Origin of the sequence: Pantoea sp. LS15 (assembly GCF_012241585.1) — a bacterium.
Lineage (GTDB): Bacteria > Pseudomonadota > Gammaproteobacteria > Enterobacterales > Enterobacteriaceae > Enterobacter.
This window is the reverse complement of record NZ_JAAVXA010000015.1, coordinates 24,693-44,602: the sequence shown is the minus strand read 5'-3', so window position 1 is coordinate 44,602 and position 19,910 is coordinate 24,693. Positions and strand designations below refer to the sequence as shown.

The window sequence follows — 19,910 nt, the reverse complement described above, 5'->3', positions numbered from 1 at the left end:
CTGTGAATAACTGATTGTTATTTATAGGAAATGATTTTGATGCATGCACCTATGTTGAATCATACACCACCTAAATAAGCCTTCCTCACCTCCTGATTGCCCAGCAGCTCCTCGCCGCTACCGCTCAGGCGGATCTGGCCATTAACCATCACATATCCCCGGTCAGAAAGTTTCAGCGCATGGTGCGCATTCTGCTCGACCAGAAAAATAGTCATTCCGTTGCGGGCCAGTTCGCGCAGCGCCTGGAAGATCTGTTTTACCACAATAGGTGCCAGCCCAAGACTCGGTTCATCCAGCAGCAGCAATTTCGGGCGACTCATCAGCGCCCGGGCAATGGCCAGCATCTGTTGTTCGCCACCGGACATGGTCATCGCGCGCTGCTTGCGACGCTCTTTGAGGCGCGGAAACAGGTCAAACATGGTTTGCATATCTTCAGTCGCAAATTGATTGCCGATGGGGATAGTCCCCATCAGCAGGTTTTCTTCAACCGTCATATCAGGGAAGATACGTCGACCTTCTGGCGCCTGGGCGATACCTCCAGATGCAACGTAATGAGTCGATTTATGGCTAATGTCTTCTCCGCAGAAAAGGATCTGTCCGTTACGGATACGGGGCTGGCCAAAGATGGACATCAGCAATGTCGATTTACCCGCACCGTTTGCGCCAATCAGCGCCACGGTTTCACCCTTATTGACCTCCAGGGAAACCTGTCTCAGTGCCTGGATGACACCGTAGAACACATCCACCTGCCGAAATTCAAGCATCGTTTCGCTCACAGGTTAACCTCGCTTTCTTCGGTTCCCAGATAGGCCGCAATCACCTTTTCATCATGCTGGATCTGCTCGGGTTTTCCTCTGGCAATAACATCGCCGTGGTCGAGTACGATAATGTCGTCCGATATCTCCATCACCATCCCCATATCATGTTCAATCAACAACACCGTGATGTCGTGATGATCGCGCAGAAAACGAATAATGCTGCTCAGCTTATGTGTTTCTACCGGGTTAAGCCCGGCTGCGGGTTCATCCAGGCAGATCATCTCCGGCCCGGTACACATTGCCCGCGCGATTTCCAGACGCCGCTGTTGCCCGTACGACATCTCTCCCGCCAGGCGATTGGCGCACTCCACCAGATCAACCACCTCCAGCCAGTAGAAGGCTCTGTCCAGGGCGTCACTCTCCGCCCGACGGTATGCCGGCGTATTTAAGATCCCGGCAAGAAGGTTGCGGTTAACGCGCATATGCTGTGCGACCAGCAGGTTTTCCACGACCGACATCTCGCGAAAAAGGCGGATATTTTGAAACGTCCGCGCCAGTCCTGCTCGGTTCACCAGGTGGGTTCCGCCAAACATTTTGTAGAAAAGACGCTGCCCAAACTGCGCGGGGTTAATCCAGTCACCTGGCTGGAATTTTTGTCCGAGGACCTGAATAACGTTGGTCGTTTTACTGCGGGTGTTAAATAAAATAGTCCCGCCTGAAGCTCTATAGAAGCCCGTCAGACAGTTAAACACAGTCGTTTTTCCTGCCCCGTTTGGGCCGATCAAGGCGGTAATGGAACCGCGATTAACCTCAAGGTTAACGTCGTTTAATGCCTTAATCCCACCGAAGTGCATCATCAGATGTTCAACGCGCAATATCATATCGTTCATGGCGCAACACCCTTACGCACGGCAAACCCGCTGCGGTTTATGCGGATCAAACCGCGTGGACGCCAGATCATCATCACCACCATCAGCATGCCAAACAGCAGGACCCGGTACTCGGCAAAACTGCGCAGCAACTCGGGCGTGACGGTAAGCACAAAGGCCGCCAGCACGACGCCAAGCGTGGAGCCCATGCCGCCCAGCACCACGATGGCGAGGATCAACGCCGATTCAAAAAACGTAAATGAGGTCGGATTCACGAAGCCCTGGTAAGTTGCAAAGAACACCCCGGCAATCCCGGCGGTAGACGCACCGAGCGTAAAGGCCGAAAGCTTGACCAGAACATGGTTCAACCCAATTGAGCGACAGGCGATTTCGTCTTCGCGCAATGCTTCCCACGCCCGGCCAATCGGCATCCGCGTCAGGCGGTGCTTGATATATAGCACCAGCATCACCACCAGAAACAGCACCGCATAGATGAATATAAACTTCATATTTGGGTTGTAGGTCAGGTGGAAAAATTCGTGGAAGGGCACACCACCTTCTTTAGCCCGTCGGCCAAACTCCAGACCGAAAAAGGTGGGGGGAGGGGCTGAAACGCCATTTGGGCCGCCGGTGAAGGTCAGCCAGTTGTTCAGGATCAGACGAATGATCTCCCCAAACCCGAGGGTCACGATGGCCAGATAGTCACCATGCATGCGCAGCACCGGGAAACCGAGCAGGGCACCTGCGGCAGCGGCCATGATTGCCGCCAGCGGTAGCATGCTCCAGAAGCCTAACCCAAGATACTGATAACCCAGTGCCAGGCCATAAGCACCGATGGCATAGAACGCGACATATCCCAGGTCCAGCAGACCGGCCAGCCCCACAACGATGTTCAGGCCCAGACCAAGAAGCACGTAGATCAGCCCGAGAATGGCGACGGTCAGCACATATTTGGTGGCGACAAACGGGAAGCAAATCGCAAGGGTAATCACCAGAGGAATAATCCAGCGCATGCGGCTTTTGTATTCCGGGGGGCGGACATACACGCCCGCGCTATCGGCTTCGAAGCGTGCCTGGAAACGGGCACCCGCGGCGGTACCTAAAAAGGCGCTTAATAGAAAACGCCCGAGCATGACGATGCCAACCATCCAGGCCAGTCGCTGCCCGGCGAAGTTAAAGCTGTACCCGTCCAGCACCACGCCCGCAATCGGGCCGAAGATAATCAGTGCAATCAGCCCGGAAAAAATGGCGTCCAGAGTGCAGCGCTTGAGAGAAAAACCGTGGCTTGTCATCGTTGCTCCCTCACACTTTGGCCACAATCGGGCGACCAAGCAGTCCCTGAGGACGGAAAATCAGGATCATCACCAGGAGCCCAAACGAGAACACATCTTTATAGTCCGAATTCACCATGCCCGAGAACTGGGCTTCCGCCACGCCGAGAATAAGTCCGCCGAGCATTGCCCCGGGCAGGGAACTGATGCCGCCGAGTACCGCCGCGGTAAAGGCTTTGATGCCAATGACAAATCCGACGTAGAAATCAAAGGTGCCGTAATTCATGGTGATGAGCACACCCGCCAGACCCGCCATTGCCGCGCCGATGACAAAGACCAGCGAAATAATCCGGTCGGTGTTTATCCCCAGAATGGAGGCCATTTTGCGGTCCTGTTGCACCGCGCGGCACATCCGTCCCAGGCGGGTATGGTTGATTATCCAGGTGAGTATCAGCATGCCGGCAAACGAGGCGACCAGAATAAACACTTTGGTATAGGTTATCTGAACGAACCCTTCCCCCAGATGCAGGCGAATAACGCCATCCAGCATGGTTGGAACTCCTTGCTGGCGCGGACCCTGGCTCAACTGCGCGTAGTTTTGCAGAATAAGCGACATACCGATGGCGGAGATCAGTGGTGCCAGGCGCGTGGAGTTCCGCAGCGGTTTATAGGCGATTCGTTCGATGGTCCAGCCGTAAACCCCGGTCACCACAATGGTGAAAACCAGCGTCCCGAGGATCAGCAGCGGGAAAGACTGCAGCCCGAAGAAGGAAAGCAGCGCCAGGCCAATAGCGCAGAGATAGGCGGAAATCATATACACTTCGCCGTGGGCGAAATTGATCATGCCGATAATGCCATACACCATGGTGTAGCCGATGGCGATTAAGCCGTAGACGGAGCCCAGTGTTAAGCCATTTATTAACTGTTGCAGGAAGAATGTACTCATCTTAGCGCGCTCGTTTTTATAGGCTGCGCGACTTGCGCAGCCTGATGTTTATTACGCGCCGACAGGCTGGCCTGCCGGCGTTGAGCGTGATTCCGTCCCGTTACTGCACTTCCTTATATTTTCCTTTGTCGTCCCACTGGTAAACCACATAGTCAGAGACTTTCAGGTCACCCTTGCTGTCCCAGGCTTTTTTGCCCATTACCGTATCGACGGCATTGGCTTTCAGCCATTCGCTCGCTTTAGCAGAATCCTTCCCGCCAGTGGCCTTGAAGGCTGCGGCAATGGCCTGTACGGAGGCATAGGAGTAGAGGGTGTAACCTTCGGGTTCAAATTTACCGGCTCGGAATTTCTCGATAACCGCTTTACCGTCGGGGATCAGACGCGGATCTTTACCAAAGGTCATGTAAATGCCGTTGGTATATTGTGGGCCACCCGCTGCGGTTACCATCTCTTCGTTGACAATACAGTCGCCGGAGAAGAATTTCGCCTGTACACCCTGTTCGCGCATTTGACGAACCAGCGGGCCCGCTTCCGGATGGCAGCCCCCAAAGAACACCACGTCCGGTTTTTGCGCGCCAATCTTCGTCACCAGCGCGTTAAAGTCTTTTTCACCACGTGATAGCCCCTCATACATCACATCCTGAACGCCACGTTTCGCCAGTGCTGCTTTGGTAGCGTCAGCCAGACCCTGACCGTAGGTGTCTTTATCGTGAATGATCACCACTCGTTTAGCTTTCAGCTTGTCGATGATGAAGTCGCTGGCAACCTGGCCTTGCTGGTCATCGCGCCCGCACATGCGGAACATGTCGCTCATACCGCGTTCAGTGATCAGCGGGTTGGTTGAACCGGGGGTGATGGCAATGATCCCTGCATCGCTGTAGACCTCGGAAGCGGGCATGGTGGAAGAGGAGCAGAAGTGGCCGACCACGGCATTGACTTTATCCTGGTCCACCAGACGGTTAGCTACTGCCACAGCCTGTTTAGGTTCGCAGGCATCATCCCCCTGAACCAGTTTGATCTTCTCTCCGTTGATGCCACCAGCGGCGTTAATGTCTTCAGCGGCTTGCGTTGCGCCGTGCCAGTACTGATCGCCATAGGTGGCATTGGGGCCTGTGAACGGTCCGGCGACACCGATCACAATATCTGCCTGGGCGGAAAATGCGGTCACCAGGCAACCGGCCAGCACAAGAGAAAGAGGCGTTCTGATAAATTTCAGCGACATTATTATGTTCCTTAGCAAAGAGGTTTTTGCACCACGGCGTATACCCAAACGCCCGTCGGCGCAGCCAGTCCAAAACACGAGCAAGAACAAAATGCACTAAACGAACAAGATCCAGACTGCATCCTGCGTGATACGGCGAGGTTTCCATGCGCAACTTCGCGCGAAGAACATTAAGCAAAAACGTTGCCAGAATGGTTAACCCATTGATGAGTTTGCGACATGTTTGAGTATAGAGCCCCGTGTTATGTCGCCTTGCGGGAGGAGAAGAAATTACAGCGGAGATCACATATCGTTAACAATAAAGCCCATAAGTTGTGCAGGAGTCACGATTTGCACGTTTTTGCAGCAATAAAGACCTAAACTTCAACCAGGAAAGGTGTGCGATATGTGTTAGGATCCTTTCCTTTTTATCAGGAGTGTCAGCGATGACTGAAGGCCCATTGAATGAAAGCGAAATGGAGTGGCTTGAAGAGACATTAATGTCTTACGGTCACGACGATGCGTCCGTGATTGACGTCTCCGAACTGGACGGCATGCTTACCGCAGTGCTTTCTGGCCCCGTTGTCGTCGAGCCCGATACCTGGCTGGTGGCGGTGTGGGGTGGCGAGAAATACATTCCACGCTGGAAAAACGATCGTGAGATGAACCGTTTTATCGATCTCTGCTTTAAGCACATGAACGATATCGCCGAGCGCCTGAGCGAATACCCGGATCAGTTTGAACCGATGTTTGGTTACAACGACGTGGACGGTGAAAGCTATACCGTTGTGGAAGAGTGGTGCTACGGCTACATGCGCGGCGTGGCGCTGACGGACTGGTCTGCCTTACCGGAAGATCTAAAGGCCGATCTGGATGTGATTGCGCTGCACGGTACTGAAGAGAACAGCGACAAGCTGGATGCGCTGACAGAAGAGGAATATAAAGCCAGCATTGAAAGCATCCAGCCTGCGGCACTGCGTTTGTACAATTATTGGGTGAACAACCCGCAGCAACCGGAAGCGAAGAAGCCTATTGTGAATGGGACGAAGGTCGGGCGTAACGATCCGTGTCCTTGCGGCAGCGGGAAGAAGTTTAAGAGCTGCTGTTTGCACTGATAAAAAAGGGGCTAATGATAGCCCCTTTTTTAGTTAACCCACTTCCGGCAGCATTCCCGCTGCAATCAAAACCTGCACCAGAATAATCACCACGCCACAGCCAAACACGATACACAGCAGCGGTTTTCCCCCTGCCACGCGGTATCCTTGCTGTGGATGTTGCTGACGACTCTTCCATGCCAGCAGGGAAGGGAGCAACAGGGCAAGGATCGACAGTGCCACCCCCGCGTAACCCAGCGCCATCACAAACCCGCGTGGGTAAAACAGCGCAAAGGCCAGTGGCGGCAGGAAGGTGATTGCGCCCGTCTGCAACCGACCAGCCGCGGTATTGCGACGCTGGAAAAGGTCAGCCAGGTAATCAAACAGGCCCAGCGCAACACCCAGGAACGACGTGGCCAGTGCCAGGTCGGCAAACAGATGTACCGCCAGTTCAACATGTGGGGAGGTGACAACCTCGCGCAGTGCCAGTAGAAAACCATTCAGGCCGGCGTGTTGCGCCATCAGCCCAATAAAGGTCGAAGAATCAATGCTGCCCAGCGTCACCAGTTGCCAGAATATATAGGCGATCAGTGGGATTGCGCTGCCGATAACAAAGACGCGGCGCAGCTTGCGAATATCGCCGTTCATATAGCTGACAATGCTCGGCACGCTGCCGTGGAAACCAAATGAGGTGAAAATGACCGGGATCGCGGAAAGCGCCAATCCTTTTTCCAGCGGCAGGGTCAGCAGGTTGACCTTGTGTACATGCGGTGCGAGCAGTACCAGCATCACAATCAGGAAGAGAATTTTGGCGCTGAACAGAAAACGGTTAAACAGATCAACCAGCGACGTCCCCACGCAGACCACGCCACCGCCAATGAGCGCAAAGAAAATGGCCCCCGTTGCCGGGGTAATATCCGAGCCGAACCAGTCATTGACGCTAGAGGCGATGAGCTCCCCGGCACCGCTGATATAGGCGGCAGTCAGAGCGTACATCAGGAACATCATGCTAAAGCCGGTTATCCACTGACCGTAGCGTCCCAGATAGCGTGCTGCAAGAGAACCCAGACCCGTGTCGGCTGGCACATGCTGATAAACCTCAAGCAACAACAGTGCGGTGTAGCACATTAACGCCCAGAGCATGCCAAGTAGCAGCAAGGTCATCCCAAATCCCACGCCTGCGGCTGCCAGGGGCATTGCCAGCATTCCTGCTCCAATCGTCGTTCCGGCGACGATAAAAATACTTCCCAGGGTTCTGTTTTTCACGCTTTCCTCTACAACGATTCGTAATCGCGACAAAATCTGCGGCGCAGAGTAAGGGAAAAACGGTAATTCGTCAAATCACCGTTACAAGTAGTGTAATGAATGGTTTACGGTTTACTGGCCATCTGATCCTTTGGAGGGTTACGCCTACTTCATAAGGGCAATGTTGCGCTGCGCCATTCAGGCGTAACGTAAACAACAATTATAAATAATCAAATAAAGTGAGGGTTTTTATGGCAGGGGGAAATCCATTTACCGCGTCCTGGAGCCGGGGAGGCAACCTGCTATGCCACGGCCACTGGATCATCAGCTGGCAGAACCATCCCCTGATGCTTCCGGAGTCCCGACGCGAAAAAGACTTAGGAACCTGGGGAATCTATTCAGTTATTGATCCTGAAGATGAAACATTTGCGCAGGGGTTAAACGAAGATGAGTGGATTATTGAAAATGTAGACTGGCTGACTGACCTGTTCTTCGAAGCGAATATTCCGCTGGAAACGGCGAATTACCGCTATTTTTATCAGGCAGTGAATCCCCACGACTGGCGTTGTACCAGTTGCGCGGGGTGTATGTAAATTAACGCGGTGCCGGAAACCGGCACCGCGTTAATATTAATTCTGCGTATCGAGGGTAGAAAGTTCTTTATCAATAAAGTAAAGACCTTCACCGGTTTTACCCACCAGAGATAATTTATCCAGTACGGATTTAAACAGCTTCTCTTCTTCGTGCTGTTCAGCGACATACCATTGCAGGAAGTTAAAGGTTGGATAATCCTGGCTGGTCATGGCTGCATGAACCAGCTCATTAATCTTCTGCGTGATCAATTGTTCGTGCTCATAGGTCGCGCGGAACAGTTCATCGAGAGAAGTGTACTCAGCAAAAGGTGATGCCACGTTCTCAATGCGCGGCAGGCTGCCAGTATCTGTCAGATAATCAAACAGACGTTGCATATGAGTCATCTCTTCCTGAGCGTGACGACGCAGAAACGCGGCAGCGCCTTCGAAACTGTGGTAGCTGCACCATGCGCTCATCTGCTGGTAGAGCAGGGATGAAAAAAGCTCAAGGTTCATTTGTGCGTTGAGCTTGTCGATCATTTCAGTTTTCAGCATGGTGACGCTCCGGATTATTATTTCTGATTCACAATGAGCGATACTATAATTTGTTATTTAATTATTTGCAAAACGTTAATTTATTAATTTTTAGTTTAAAATACGAATGGGAATAAAACGCATTGACGGTTTTATATTTATTAATGAGAATTGTTTTTGTTCTTAGTTAAATAAACTGCCAGCAAATACTGGCAGTCTTGATTAATACCACGGATTATTTGACTTAGGATTAACGGCAAAGCCCATACATTTATACTGGATAGTCACGCTCTCGTTTAGACACAGAGAACCGCTAATCAGTGTGCAGGTTTTGATGGGCTGGCCATAGGCAGAGGCGGTAGCATACCCCATGCTCTGACACGCTTTTGCTGCAGTACCGTTATTCACATACTCATCAGAATACGCATTTTGTAGCGCCGCCTGGCCGTAGTCGAGGCGGACTATGCCGTTGGGCGCGTCGAGGCTGCTGACCTCAGCCTGGCGGTTAATGCTACACCCCGCGAGCAGCAGGATCGTGCCAGCTACAATGACTCTTTTCATGGTTCGCTCTGAATGGATGGAAATACGTTATCGTACCTGCAGATGTCTGCTGCAATGCCTGGAATAGCCGGACAATCTGCCCTCTCTCTTTGCAACGGGATGGAATTGAATGTAATCCGCACCCGGCGCATGTTATATCGCCGGCTTTTTTGTACCTGCACGTGACGAAGGGGAGATAAAAGGGCCTGCGTTTTGCTACTATGGCGGCCTTTATATAAGGAGAAAGCCCCCATGTCTCAAAACCTGAGTGCCGATCAGGAACTGGTCTCTGACGTTGTCGCCTGTCAGCTGGTTATCAAACAAATCCTTGATGTCCTGGACGTTATTGCGCCAGTTGAAGTGCGCGAGAAGATGTCAACTCAGTTGAAAAACATTGATTTCGCCAGTCATCCGGCAGCGGCTGATCCGGTTACGCTTCGTGCCATCCAGAAAGCCATTGCGCTGATTGAGCTGCGATTCACGCCACAGAGTGAGTCTCACTGAAGAGTGAAAATGGGCGACAGTATTTGTCGCCCTTCAATGCCATCAGAAGAACGTCTGGACCAGCAGGTAGCTTGCCGCGCACGCGCAACTCACGCCAATCAACCCTGGCAGAATAAAGCTGTGGTTGATGATAAATTTGCCGATGCGGGTCGTTCCTGAACGGTCAAAACCGATACAGGCCAAATCACTTGGGTAGGTCGGCAGGACAAAATACCCGTATGACGCCGGGAAAAAGGCGATCAGCATTTTCGGCTCAATACCCAACATCAGGCCCATGGGCGCAACAGCCGTCAGCGCAGCCGCCTGGCTGTTCACCAGCTTCGACACCAGAAACAGTACAATGGCATACGTCCACGGGTGACTTTTCACTACGCCTTCCAGTGCCAGTTTTAACTCGTCGAGATGCGCCTGGAAAAAGGTATCGCTCATCCACGCTACGCCGAACACCGAGAAGATCGCCACCATTCCGGCTTTGAATACCGCTCCGTTAGAAATTGCAGAGGCATTGACCTTGCAGGCCATCAGCATCACGGCACCTGCAATCAACATCATCATCTGAATGACAAGGTTCATCGACAGCGCCGTCATTTTGCTTTTCAGTTCAAAAGCGGGGCGTAATTCCGGGAATGCGCCCAACAGCACCACTACGGCAATACCGGCAAAGAAAATCCACGTGGACCAGTAGGCTTGTTTTGGAAAACGTTGATTCATTAACGTCTCTGTTCCGCCATAGATAAACTCGCGCTGCTTTGGATCTTTAAGCTTCTCCTGAAAATCCATGTCGTCGGCCAGATCTTTCCCGCGTCGCAAACTCCACAGGGCAGCGATGGCAACGCCGAAAAGTGAAGCAGGAACTGACACGGCAAGTATTTCAAGTATCCCCCACGCATGGCCAATTCCATGCTGAGCCCCCAGGATGGACACCAGAGATACAACGGCAACGGAAACCGGTGATGCTGTAATCGCCATCTGTGAGGCAACGGATGCCACCGCCATTGGACGTTCCGGACGGATCCCTTTTTTCAGGGCGATATCTGCAATGATCGGGAACATGGTATAGACCACATGTCCGGTGCCACACAGAAAAGTCAGCATCCAGGTGGTAAAGGGGGCGAGAAGTGTGATGTGCTGTGGGTGTTTACGCAGCAGACGCTCTGCAAATTGCATCATGACATTGAGACCGCCTGCGGTCTGCAGTGTTGCAGCGCAACCAATCACCGCGAGGATGGTCAACATGACGTCAACCGGGGGCTTGCCTGGTTGCAGCCCAAAAACAAAACACAAAATAAAAAGACCAATACCGCTTATTAACCCAAGTCCCATGCCGCCGAAACGTGTACCTGTCAGCAGGCAGAGGAGAATGACAACAAACTCGATGGTGATCATGATGCTCCCTCGTCAATGATTATGTAATTAAATAAATCATTACACGTTGTGTGGATAATCATTGGGAGCAAGATCTGATTTGTTAAATTTCAGCAAAAGCAAAAGGTTGGCGGTAAGAAGAGAAACCTGCCCCCGGGCGGGAGCAGGTTAAAAGGGATCAGTGATGTTGCACCGTGACAATGTCGAGCAGGTGACGGTCAGTTTGTTCCGGGCATAACCCTGCCTGTCGCGCATTGCGGAGTTCATCCGCCAGTATCTTCAGCAGCATGCCGTCCTGCTGCTGCTCTTTGTCCATATCGCGTAAGAATTTGAGGGTTATCGTGTCCTGCTGCGCTCTGGCTTCATCGGCCAGTTTACTGAGAGTGGCGCAACGTTGTTCATACTCTTCAAGCGTTTTCTGGAACAATTCTTCCAGGGAAGAGTAGTCATCGTTAATGGTATCAAGGGCTTTAACGACTGGATTGGCGCCAACGGCCTTCATGAAGTTAAAGACGCGCATCATGTGCGTGACGTTACTTTGTGCCTGAGTACGGAAGAATGTTGCAGAACCCGTAAGACTGTTCTCAGCACACCACGCACTTAAATGAAGGTGCAGATTGGACGCATAGAACTCAAGGTTCATCTGCGCATTCAGTTTTTGCATCATCGTTGGGGTAGCCATACTCATATCCTTATTGACTGTGGGACGTGATGTCCACTGCTTAACCTGAGCGTCAGGCAATGACGAATAATTCGCAGAAATACAATTTCCGCAGTAACTAAAATCGACCGAAAATTCACTTCCTGTGTTCGATATAAATAAGCATACCCTTGTCTCTGGGGTAAGAAAACTCCTAAACACCTTATGTTTACCATACATTACAAAAATTAAAATACTACAAATTTGCAAATGGATTGCCACAAAACAAATATAATATAACTCATTGATAAATAATGTTTGTTTCGAATTCTTGCATGCTAATATCCTTCCGTAAATATTAAGTTGGAATAATGCTCTGAGAAAAAATGAAATACGGATTATTCATTGCGAATATATGATGCGCTGGAAAAATTGAGCTAAATCAATTTCTGCAGAATAACAGTTCGGTGTGGTTCCTGTTCATTTGTGATGAAACGCAGTTTGATCCTTTTTTTACGTTGGTTGCCATTTTGCCCGGCGGACGGTGTCAGGGATTTCTTAGCTAATCTTATGGATAATTCTGCTTAACCCTCTTTCATTTGTCTGACAAATCCTGCCTTTTTTATGTCATTTTTCGCTGAATTTATGTACGCAATTACTGTAATTCTGCGGTGTGATGGGGCTCTCTTATGGATGATTAATTTCCCGCTAAAACTATCACCAGCAATAACGCTTATGACGAGGTAAGCGCTAATGCCTTGTTTTAAGTCCGATTAAATAAGAAGCACGCACATATTCCCTACAGAAAAGAATGCTAAAGCTGGAGTTTACCATGCACAAATTTACTAAAGCGCTGGCGGCCATCGGTCTGGCTGCCGTTATGTCACAATCCGCTATCGCTGAGAATTTAAAACTCGGTTTTTTGGTAAAACAGCCCGAAGAGCCCTGGTTCCAGACTGAGTGGAAATTCGCAGATAAAGCCGGAAAAGATTTAGGTTTTGAAGTGATTAAAATCGCCGTGCCTGACGGTGAAAAAACCCTGAATGCCATCGACAGCCTGGCGGCCAGCGGCGCGAAAGGTTTCGTTATTTGTACACCCGATCCAAAACTGGGATCGGCAATCGCGGCGAAAGCGCGTGGTTACGATATGAAGGTCATTGCGGTTGACGATCAGTTCGTTAACGCCAAAGGCAAACCGATGGACAGCGTCCCTCTGGTGATGATGGCGGCGACCAAAATCGGTGAACGTCAGGGCCAGGAGCTCTATAAAGAGATGCAAAAGCGTGGCTGGGATGTGAAAGAAACCGCTGTGATGGCCATTACTGCGGACGAACTGGACACGGCACGTCGTCGTACTACCGGTTCCATGGACGCGCTGAAAGCAGCCGGCTTCCCGGAAAAACAGATCTATAAAGTCCCAACCAAATCCAACGATATTCCGGGCGCTTTCGACGCAGCGAACTCTATGCTGGTTCAGCATCCGGAAGTGAAACACTGGCTGGTGGTCGGGATGAACGACAACACCGTGCTGGGCGGTGTACGCGCGACGGAAGGTCAGGGCTTCAAAGCACCTGATGTGATCGGGATCGGTATCAACGGTGTTGACGCCGTCAGCGAACTGTCCAAAGCGCAGGCCACTGGCTTCTACGGCTCTCTGCTGCCAAGCCCGGACGTTCACGGCTACAAATCCAGCGAGATGCTCTACAACTGGGTAACCAAAGGGGCTGAACCGCCGAAATTTACCGAAGTGACCGACGTGGTGTTGATCACCCGTGACAACTTCAAAGAGGAGCTGGCGAAAAAAGGACTGGGCGGTAAGTAATACGCTGTGATTGTGCCCCTCATTCCTGTGAGGGGCCAGATGTACACACTACTGGAATCACGGAGACGTTATGCAACAGTCTGAGCCGTATCTCTCTTTTCGCGGCATCGGTAAAACTTTCCCCGGTGTTAATGCGCTGACCGATATCAGTTTCGACTGCTATGCCGGCCAGGTTCACGCCCTGATGGGGGAAAACGGTGCGGGAAAATCCACGCTGTTGAAAATCCTCAGCGGCAACTACACACCGACGACTGGCACGCTGGCAATTCGCGGAGACGAGGTGGCGTTTGCCGATACCACGGCGGCGCTCAACGCCGGGGTAGCCATTATTTATCAGGAACTGCACCTCATCCCTGAGATGACCGTGGCAGAAAACATCTATTTAGGACAGCTTCCGCATAAAAGCGGCGTGGTGAATCGTTCGCTACTTAATTATGAAGCGGGGCTGCAGCTTAAACATCTTGGCCTGGACGTCGATCCTCAGACGCCACTGAAATATCTCTCTATTGGTCAGTGGCAGATGGTTGAAATTGCTAAGGCGCTGGCGCGTAACGCCCGAATTATTGCCTTCGATGAACCCACCAGTTCGCTCTCCGCGCGTGAAATCGAAAATTTGTTCCGTGTGATCCGCGAATTGCGTCAGGAAGGCCGCACCATTTTGTACGTTTCGCACCGTATGGAAGAGATATTCGCCCTGAGTGATGCCATTACCGTCTTTAAAGACGGACGCTATGTGCGCACCTTTACCGACATGCAACAGGTTAACCATGACCAGCTTGTTCAGGCGATGGTTGGCCGCGAGTTGGGTGACATTTATCACTGGCAGCCGCGCGAGTATGGCCCTGAACGCCTGCGTCTGGATAGCGTAAAAGCGCCAGGCGTGCGTACGCCAATCTCATTGTCAGTACGCAGCGGTGAAATCGTCGGACTGTTTGGTCTGGTGGGGGCGGGGCGCAGTGAGTTAATGAAAGGGTTATTCGGCGGCACCCGGATCACCGAAGGTCAGGTTTCTATTGATGGCGAGCGGGTAGATATCCAGAAACCGGCCCACGCGATCAAGGCCGGGATGATGCTCTGCCCGGAAGACCGTAAAGCGGAGGGGATTATTCCTGTTCATTCGGTGCGCGATAACATCAATATTTCCGCCCGCCGTAAGTTTATCCGCGCAGGTTGCCTGATTAACGATAGCTGGGAGTCGAGCAACGCCGACCACCATATTCGTTCGCTGAATATCAAAACGCCTGGCCCGGAACAGCTGATCATGAATCTCTCCGGCGGAAACCAGCAGAAGGCTATTTTAGGCCGCTGGCTGTCGGAAGATATGAAGGTCATTTTATTAGATGAGCCAACGCGCGGTATTGATGTGGGGGCAAAACACGAAATTTATAACGTGATCTATGAACTGGCAAAACGCGGCGTGGCGGTGCTCTTCGCCTCCAGCGATCTGCCGGAGGTGCTTGGCGTTGCCGACCGCATTGTCGTGATGCGTGAAGGTGAAATTGCCGGTGAATTACTTCATGAACAGGCGAATGAACAACAGGCGTTGAACCTCGCCATGCCTAAAGTCAGCCAGGCTGTCGCCTGAGTAAGGAGTTAATGATGTCCTCTGTTACTACATCCGGAGTGCCGAAGTCGGCTTTCAGTTTTGGACGCATCTGGGATCAGTACGGCATGCTGGTGGTCTTTGCCGCATTGTTCGTCGCCTGTGCGATCTTTGTTCCTAATTTTGCCACCTTCATTAATATGAAAGGGCTGGGGCTGGCTATTTCCATGTCAGGGATGGTGGCCTGCGGTATGCTATTCTGCCTGGCCTCCGGCGATTTTGACCTGTCGGTGGCATCCGTTATTGCCTGCGCGGGTGTGACTACCGCAGTGGTGATCAACATGACTGAAAGCCTGTGGATCGGTGTCCTGGCCGGTCTGTTACTGGGCGTCATCAGCGGTCTGGTCAACGGTTTTGTCATTGCGCGTCTGAAGATTAACGCCCTGATCACCACGCTTGCCACAATGCAAATTGTCAGAGGCCTGGCCTATATTATTTCTGACGGTAAAGCGGTGGGGATTGAAGACGAGCGCTTCTTTACGCTGGGTTACGCCAACTGGTTGGGGTTGCCTGCACCTATCTGGCTGACGGTTGCCTGCCTGATTCTGTTCGGTTTCCTGCTCAACCGGACCACCTTTGGCCGTAATACACTGGCGATTGGTGGAAATGAAGAAGCGGCGCGTCTGGCTGGGGTACCAGTCGTGCGAACCAAGATTATTATCTTTGTGCTTTCGGGGCTGGTTTCTGCTGCCGCGGGGATTATTCTGGCATCACGCATGACTAGCGGCCAGCCCATGACCTCTATCGGTTATGAGCTGATCGTCATTTCTGCCTGCGTTTTAGGGGGCGTTTCCCTTAAAGGCGGCATCGGAAAAATCTCATATGTGGTGGCCGGTATCCTGATCTTAGGGACGGTAGAGAACGCTATGAACCTGCTGAATATTTCTCCGTTCTCTCAGTACGTGGTTCGCGGTCTGATCCTGCTGGCAGCGGTGATTTTCGACCGTTACAAGCAAAAAGCGAAGCGTACTGTGTAACCCCAGTTCTTACTTTTTCTTGCCCAACTAATAACCTTAGTTGTCCCCTTAGCCGCCCCGCCAGTTAAACCTGCGGGGCGGTTGTCAAATGGCGAGCGACGTCACACTGTCTATACTTACATGGCTATGAAAGAGGTAAAGGCGTTTACCTCTCGCAAACCGTAAGGAGGAAAAGGGTGGCTGACTTGTTAACTGCACCGCCTGTACTGTCCGGACATTATGCTTTCTTTTTTGATCTCGACGGCACGCTCGCCGGGATAAAACCGCACCCTGATCAGGTGGCTATTCCGGATGCGGTATTACAGGATTTGCATCAGCTCTCGCTTATGAATGAGAGAGCACTGGCATTGATATCAGGGCGCTCAATGGCCGAGCTGGATATGCTCGCCAGTCCTTACCACTTTCCGCTGGCCGGTGTACACGGAGCGGAGCGCCGCGACATCCATGATCAAACGCATATCGTTTCACTTCCCGATGCACTCACACAACGTCTCCAGGAGAAACTTTCTGCTGCGCTGGCAGAACTGCCGGGCACAGAACTGGAAGCTAAAGGCATGGCCTTTGCTCTGCATTATCGCCAGGCGCCACAACACGAAGAGCGTGTGGTGGCTCTTGCCAGAGAGATTGCGAATGCGCATCCGCAGCTGGCGTTACAGCCAGGTAAATGCGTGGTGGAGCTAAAACCGCAAGGGATCAATAAAGGTGCGGCCATCACTGCGTTTATGGCGACACCGCCTTTCAAAGACCGGACGCCCGTGTTCATTGGGGATGACCTGACCGACGAGGCAGGGTTCCGCGTGGTGAATCAGGCCAGAGGGATCTCCGTTAAGGTTGGGCCCGGCGACACGGTTGCCCAATGGCGGCTGGCGGATGTCGCCAGCGTCTGGCAGTGGATATCTGACATCGCTAACCAGCAACAACAACAAATAGCGCAAAACCAAGGGGGAAACCATTATGGGTCGCTTAGTCGTCGTCTCTAACCGAATCGCGCCGCCTGATGATAAAAAAGTCAGTGCTGGTGGCCTGGCGGTAGGGGTGTTAGGTGCCTTAAAAGCTGCTGGCGGGCTGTGGTTTGGCTGGAGTGGTGAAATCAGTGAAGACGAAAAACCGCTCAAAAAAGTGACGCGCGGAAATATTACGTGGGCATCGTTCGCGTTAAAAGAGAAAGACTATGACGAGTATTACTCGCAGTTCTCGAATGCCGTCCTGTGGCCTGCATTTCACTACCGTCTTGACCTGGTTAAATTCCAGCGTGAATCCTTCGAAGGCTACACGCGAGTCAATGCACTGCTGGCAGATAAACTGCTGCCTTTAATCGAAGAAGACGATATTTTATGGATCCACGATTATCATCTGCTTCCCTTCGCCAGAGAGTTGCGGGAAAGGGGCGTAAATAACCGGATTGGTTTTTTCCTGCATATCCCGTTCCCGACACCGGAGATTTTTACCGCGTTACCCCCCCATGAAGCGTTGCTGGAGGCGCTATGTGATTACGACTTACTGGGCTTCCAGACGGAAAATGATCGCCTTGCGTTTCTGGATTCTGTGTCAGGCAAAACGCGGCTGGTGACCAAAGGTGGGAAAACGCATACTGCCTGGGGGAAAACATTCCACGCCGACGTGTATCCGATAGGGATTGAACCCGACGAGATCGCGGAGCAGGCCTCCGGCCCGTTGCCACCCAAGCTGGCCCAGCTTAAGAATGAACTCAAGCATGTAAAAAATATCTTCTCGGTAGAGCGTCTTGATTATTCCAAAGGATTACCGGAACGTTTTCTGGCGTATGAAACGCTGCTGGATAAATACCCTCAACACCACGGTAAAATCCGCTATACCCAGATAGCGCCAACGTCACGCGGTGAAGTTCAGGCCTACCAGGATATTCGGCACCAACTGGAGACAGAAGCAGGGCGCATCAATGGCCGCTACGGCCAACTGGGCTGGACACCGCTCTTTTATCTGAATCAACACTTTGACCGTAAAATCCTGATGAAAGTCTTCCGCTATGCGGATGTTGGCCTGGTCACGCCGCTGCGTGACGGGATGAACCTGGTGGCAAAAGAGTATGTGGCGGCTCAGGATCCTGCCGACCCTGGTGTACTGGTGCTCTCACAATTTGCCGGGGCGGCAAATGAACTTTCCTCCGCGCTTATCGTGAATCCTTACGATCGGGATGATGTGGCTAACGCACTGAATCGCGCCCTGACTATGCCGCTAACGGAGCGTATTTCCCGGCATGCCGAGATGATGGAGACGATCCGTAAGAACGACATTAATCACTGGCAAGCTCAATTTATTCGGGATTTACGTGATATTGCCCCGAACAGCAGGGAAGGTGATCTGCAAAAAAAGATCGCGACATTTCCTAAACTCGCCTGATTTTCAACTGGGGGATTAACCTCCCCCAAGAGGCACTAACAGCACATCAACCTGGCTTGAAGCGACAATAGATTTCGCTGCACAGGCAGCGCGCGATAAAAAGCTGTGGTTATGGTTCCCACATATCACTAAATCAATATTTTGTTTACGACACATGTCGAGAATATGTGCATTAAGTTCCCCCGTCGCAATAACGGTTTCGTAAACAGGATATTGTGCCTTTTCAGTCAGCTCCCGCAGAAATTGCTGTGTTTCTTCCTGAAGTACCTCTCGAATATCTTCAAGCATAGGGGCAGCCAGTTGGTTATACATTTCGGGTTCGGCCGCGAGGGTGATGAGACTGATGCGGGCATTATGTGGTCTGGCAATGGAAACTGCCCGGGCGACAAGTTGATGACTCTCGGGTGAAACTGCAACAGAAACAAGAAGATGGGAGTAACTCATGGTGCACTCCTTAGATGTCTGACAGACTGCGTCTACTCACCATTACCGCGAATTACCGGGTTCTGCAAGAGCTGAATACGACATTAGTGTGAAGCTTATCATAATTATTCATTAATTATTCTTATAAGAAGAATAACTGAAAAATGCGTCTAAATGAAAAAAATTAACAACTTAACGTAAATCACACAAATGGCCGCTTTCGTTGTTAAACCGTTTTGCCACGTTACAAAACCATTTCTAATGATTGCGAGCTGAAACAGTTTTTTTGTGCTACCTGCATAACTATATGTTTTTTCACGGTAAGAAAAATGTTTCTCAGAGATGAGATTGATGTGAATGTTTCCGCGCGCCGCTTACGGCAGGAAAAGCACGTTGTATGCCAGTATGGATCACCCTTCTGCATGAGTATTCGTCAATTAAGAATACAAAACAGTACTGATTGTTCAATAGTTGAGCAAATTACAAGTCATACTGATGGATTTATGGGTGATATTCACTTAAATTATGTGACGTGGATCACATTTTTTTTAAATTTGAGGAAGGCTGCATTGTATGTATCAAAACTGACGAGTAGAGTTTGCGTCGAATTAGGAAAAATCTTAGTTATTTGTAAGAAATGATAAAACATGTAAGAGACGCAACGGCGTTTCTGCTCTTGCGTGTTTCAAATGAATACAAACCTAAATTCAACTATGCATTTGGCCTTTTCTTTTTATACCGGGTGATTTCCCGGCGACATCACGGGGTGCGGTCTTTCCGCATAAAAATAATAGTTGGTTATTCGGGATGGGAACAATGCATACATCCGAGTTGCTAAAACATATCTATGACATCAATTTGTCGTATTTACTGCTCGCGCAGCGTTTGATTAGTCAGGACAAGGCGTCCGCGATGTTTCGTCTGGGTATTAACGAAGAAATGGCAACCATGCTGGGGGGCTTAACCCTCCCGCAGATGGTTAAACTGGCTGAAACGAATCAACTGGTTTGCCAGTTCCGTTTCGATGATTCGCAGACAATAACGCGTCTGACGCAGGAATCCCGTGTTGACGATCTTCAACAGATCCATACCGGTATTCTTCTCTCCACTCGCTTGCTTAACGAAATCAGCCAGCCTGATGACGCAGCCCGTAAGAAAAGGGCCTAG

At 51.2% G+C, this 19,910-nt stretch carries 20 protein-coding genes; 9 read left to right on the top strand and 11 right to left on the bottom strand.

The window, feature by feature from the left end; all coding sequences use genetic code 11:
- Positions 1-59 precede the first annotated feature (59 nt).
- From HED65_RS18705 to HED65_RS18685, 5 genes are all read right to left on the bottom strand, one after another.
- Entirely contained in the window at positions 60-776 is a 717-nt protein-coding gene (locus HED65_RS18705) for an ABC transporter ATP-binding protein (RefSeq protein ID WP_114979699.1), read from the bottom strand.
- The gene (locus tag HED65_RS18700) at positions 773-1,648 is read right to left on the bottom strand and encodes an ABC transporter ATP-binding protein (protein WP_114979698.1); all 876 of its coding nucleotides are present in this window, start codon (positions 1,646-1,648) and stop codon (positions 773-775) included. Before HED65_RS18700 ends, HED65_RS18705 begins: the two co-directional genes overlap by 4 nt.
- The gene (gene livM, locus HED65_RS18695) at positions 1,645-2,919 is read right to left on the bottom strand and encodes a high-affinity branched-chain amino acid ABC transporter permease LivM (RefSeq protein WP_114979697.1); all 1,275 of its coding nucleotides are present in this window, start codon (positions 2,917-2,919) and stop codon (positions 1,645-1,647) included. The genes HED65_RS18700 and livM overlap by 4 nt, the downstream gene beginning before the upstream one ends.
- Before the next feature lie 10 nt (positions 2,920-2,929).
- Positions 2,930-3,844 carry an ABC transporter permease subunit gene (locus tag HED65_RS18690; RefSeq protein ID WP_114979696.1) on the bottom strand — a complete coding sequence of 305 codons (915 nt, stop codon included), beginning with the start codon at positions 3,842-3,844 and terminating at the stop codon, positions 2,930-2,932.
- Positions 3,845-3,944: 100 nt separating this feature from the next.
- Positions 3,945-5,066, bottom strand: a complete 1,122-nt coding sequence (locus HED65_RS18685; protein ID WP_028021355.1) for a branched-chain amino acid ABC transporter substrate-binding protein — start codon at positions 5,064-5,066, stop codon at positions 3,945-3,947.
- A gap of 425 nt (positions 5,067-5,491) precedes the next feature.
- Here HED65_RS18685 and HED65_RS18680 point away from each other — a divergent pair, with 425 nt between their 5' ends.
- Positions 5,492-6,160, top strand: a complete 669-nt coding sequence (locus tag HED65_RS18680) for a YecA/YgfB family protein (RefSeq protein ID WP_114979695.1) — start codon at positions 5,492-5,494, stop codon at positions 6,158-6,160.
- Between the two features lie 33 nt (positions 6,161-6,193).
- Here HED65_RS18680 and tyrP read toward each other — a convergent pair whose 3' ends face one another.
- Positions 6,194-7,405, bottom strand: coding sequence for a tyrosine transporter TyrP (gene tyrP, locus HED65_RS18675; protein WP_114979694.1), 1,212 nt, complete (start codon positions 7,403-7,405; stop codon positions 6,194-6,196).
- Positions 7,406-7,635: 230 nt separating this feature from the next.
- Here tyrP and HED65_RS18670 point away from each other — a divergent pair, with 230 nt between their 5' ends.
- Positions 7,636-7,977 carry a PM0253 family protein gene (locus HED65_RS18670; RefSeq protein ID WP_114979693.1) on the top strand — a complete coding sequence of 114 codons (342 nt, stop codon included), beginning with the start codon at positions 7,636-7,638 and terminating at the stop codon, positions 7,975-7,977.
- Positions 7,978-8,013: 36 nt separating this feature from the next.
- Here HED65_RS18670 and ftnA read toward each other — a convergent pair whose 3' ends face one another.
- Together ftnA and yecR are read right to left on the bottom strand one after the other, a co-directional pair.
- Positions 8,014-8,511, bottom strand: coding sequence for a non-heme ferritin (ftnA, locus tag HED65_RS18665; protein ID WP_114979692.1), 498 nt, complete (start codon positions 8,509-8,511; stop codon positions 8,014-8,016).
- 201 nt (positions 8,512-8,712) lie between these two features.
- Positions 8,713-9,051, bottom strand: coding sequence for a YecR family lipoprotein (gene yecR, locus HED65_RS18660; protein ID WP_028018594.1), 339 nt, complete (start codon positions 9,049-9,051; stop codon positions 8,713-8,715).
- A 231-nt stretch (positions 9,052-9,282) separates the two neighbouring features.
- On the opposite strand from yecR, the gene HED65_RS18655 reads away from it, so the two are divergent.
- Entirely contained in the window at positions 9,283-9,534 is a 252-nt protein-coding gene (locus HED65_RS18655) for a DUF2766 family protein (protein WP_028018595.1), read from the top strand.
- Between the two features lie 42 nt (positions 9,535-9,576).
- On the opposite strand, the gene HED65_RS18650 is transcribed toward HED65_RS18655, so the two are convergent.
- Entirely contained in the window at positions 9,577-10,920 is a 1,344-nt protein-coding gene (locus tag HED65_RS18650; RefSeq protein WP_114979691.1) for an anaerobic C4-dicarboxylate transporter, read from the bottom strand.
- Positions 10,921-11,077: 157 nt separating this feature from the next.
- Positions 11,078-11,581, bottom strand: a complete 504-nt coding sequence (locus HED65_RS18645; RefSeq protein ID WP_114979690.1) for a non-heme ferritin-like protein — start codon at positions 11,579-11,581, stop codon at positions 11,078-11,080.
- 790 nt (positions 11,582-12,371) lie between these two features.
- On the opposite strand from HED65_RS18645, the gene araF reads away from it, so the two are divergent.
- From araF to otsA, 5 genes are all read left to right on the top strand, one after another.
- The gene (gene araF / locus HED65_RS18640) at positions 12,372-13,361 is read left to right on the top strand and encodes an arabinose ABC transporter substrate-binding protein AraF (protein ID WP_008500409.1); all 990 of its coding nucleotides are present in this window, start codon (positions 12,372-12,374) and stop codon (positions 13,359-13,361) included.
- A gap of 70 nt (positions 13,362-13,431) precedes the next feature.
- Entirely contained in the window at positions 13,432-14,946 is a 1,515-nt protein-coding gene (araG, locus tag HED65_RS18635) for an L-arabinose ABC transporter ATP-binding protein AraG (protein ID WP_114979689.1), read from the top strand.
- Positions 14,947-14,960: 14 nt separating this feature from the next.
- Positions 14,961-15,941, top strand: a complete 981-nt coding sequence (gene araH, locus HED65_RS18630) for an L-arabinose ABC transporter permease AraH (RefSeq protein ID WP_114979688.1) — start codon at positions 14,961-14,963, stop codon at positions 15,939-15,941.
- 176 nt (positions 15,942-16,117) lie between these two features.
- The gene (gene otsB, locus HED65_RS18625; RefSeq protein ID WP_114979687.1) at positions 16,118-16,921 is read left to right on the top strand and encodes a trehalose-phosphatase; all 804 of its coding nucleotides are present in this window, start codon (positions 16,118-16,120) and stop codon (positions 16,919-16,921) included.
- Positions 16,896-18,320: an alpha,alpha-trehalose-phosphate synthase gene (otsA, locus tag HED65_RS18620; RefSeq protein ID WP_114979686.1), complete on the top strand. Its 1,425-nt coding sequence runs from the start codon at positions 16,896-16,898 to the stop codon at positions 18,318-18,320. The genes otsB and otsA overlap by 26 nt, the downstream gene beginning before the upstream one ends.
- Before the next feature lie 15 nt (positions 18,321-18,335).
- Here otsA and uspC read toward each other — a convergent pair whose 3' ends face one another.
- Complete coding sequence (uspC, locus tag HED65_RS18615) at positions 18,336-18,764, bottom strand: universal stress protein UspC (RefSeq protein WP_114979685.1); 429 nt, start codon at positions 18,762-18,764, stop codon at positions 18,336-18,338.
- Positions 18,765-19,559: 795 nt separating this feature from the next.
- Between uspC and flhD the strand changes: the two genes are divergently transcribed.
- Positions 19,560-19,910, top strand: a complete 351-nt coding sequence (gene flhD, locus HED65_RS18610; protein ID WP_023312264.1) for a flagellar transcriptional regulator FlhD — start codon at positions 19,560-19,562, stop codon at positions 19,908-19,910.

Bases quoted from the DNA above. Each gene is read 5' to 3' on its own strand.
- ftnA (WP_114979692.1), bottom strand. From the start codon at position 8,511: ATGCTGAAAACTGAAATGATCGACAAGCTCAACGCACAAATGAACCTT.
- livM (WP_114979697.1), bottom strand. From the start codon at position 2,919: ATGACAAGCCACGGTTTTTCTCTCAAGCGCTGCACTCTGGACGCCATT.
- uspC (WP_114979685.1), bottom strand. From the start codon at position 18,764: ATGAGTTACTCCCATCTTCTTGTTTCTGTTGCAGTTTCACCCGAGAGT.
- HED65_RS18700 (WP_114979698.1), bottom strand. From the start codon at position 1,648: ATGAACGATATGATATTGCGCGTTGAACATCTGATGATGCACTTCGGT.
- HED65_RS18670 (WP_114979693.1), top strand. From the start codon at position 7,636: ATGGCAGGGGGAAATCCATTTACCGCGTCCTGGAGCCGGGGAGGCAAC.
- araH (WP_114979688.1), top strand. From the start codon at position 14,961: ATGTCCTCTGTTACTACATCCGGAGTGCCGAAGTCGGCTTTCAGTTTT.
- HED65_RS18685 (WP_028021355.1), bottom strand. From the start codon at position 5,066: ATGTCGCTGAAATTTATCAGAACGCCTCTTTCTCTTGTGCTGGCCGGT.
- HED65_RS18690 (WP_114979696.1), bottom strand. From the start codon at position 3,844: ATGAGTACATTCTTCCTGCAACAGTTAATAAATGGCTTAACACTGGGC.
- HED65_RS18650 (WP_114979691.1), bottom strand. From the start codon at position 10,920: ATGATCACCATCGAGTTTGTTGTCATTCTCCTCTGCCTGCTGACAGGT.
- araG (WP_114979689.1), top strand. From the start codon at position 13,432: ATGCAACAGTCTGAGCCGTATCTCTCTTTTCGCGGCATCGGTAAAACT.
- yecR (WP_028018594.1), bottom strand. From the start codon at position 9,051: ATGAAAAGAGTCATTGTAGCTGGCACGATCCTGCTGCTCGCGGGGTGT.
- HED65_RS18680 (WP_114979695.1), top strand. From the start codon at position 5,492: ATGACTGAAGGCCCATTGAATGAAAGCGAAATGGAGTGGCTTGAAGAG.
- HED65_RS18645 (WP_114979690.1), bottom strand. From the start codon at position 11,581: ATGGCTACCCCAACGATGATGCAAAAACTGAATGCGCAGATGAACCTT.
- otsA (WP_114979686.1), top strand. From the start codon at position 16,896: ATGGGTCGCTTAGTCGTCGTCTCTAACCGAATCGCGCCGCCTGATGAT.
- araF (WP_008500409.1), top strand. From the start codon at position 12,372: ATGCACAAATTTACTAAAGCGCTGGCGGCCATCGGTCTGGCTGCCGTT.
- flhD (WP_023312264.1), top strand. From the start codon at position 19,560: ATGCATACATCCGAGTTGCTAAAACATATCTATGACATCAATTTGTCG.
- HED65_RS18655 (WP_028018595.1), top strand. From the start codon at position 9,283: ATGTCTCAAAACCTGAGTGCCGATCAGGAACTGGTCTCTGACGTTGTC.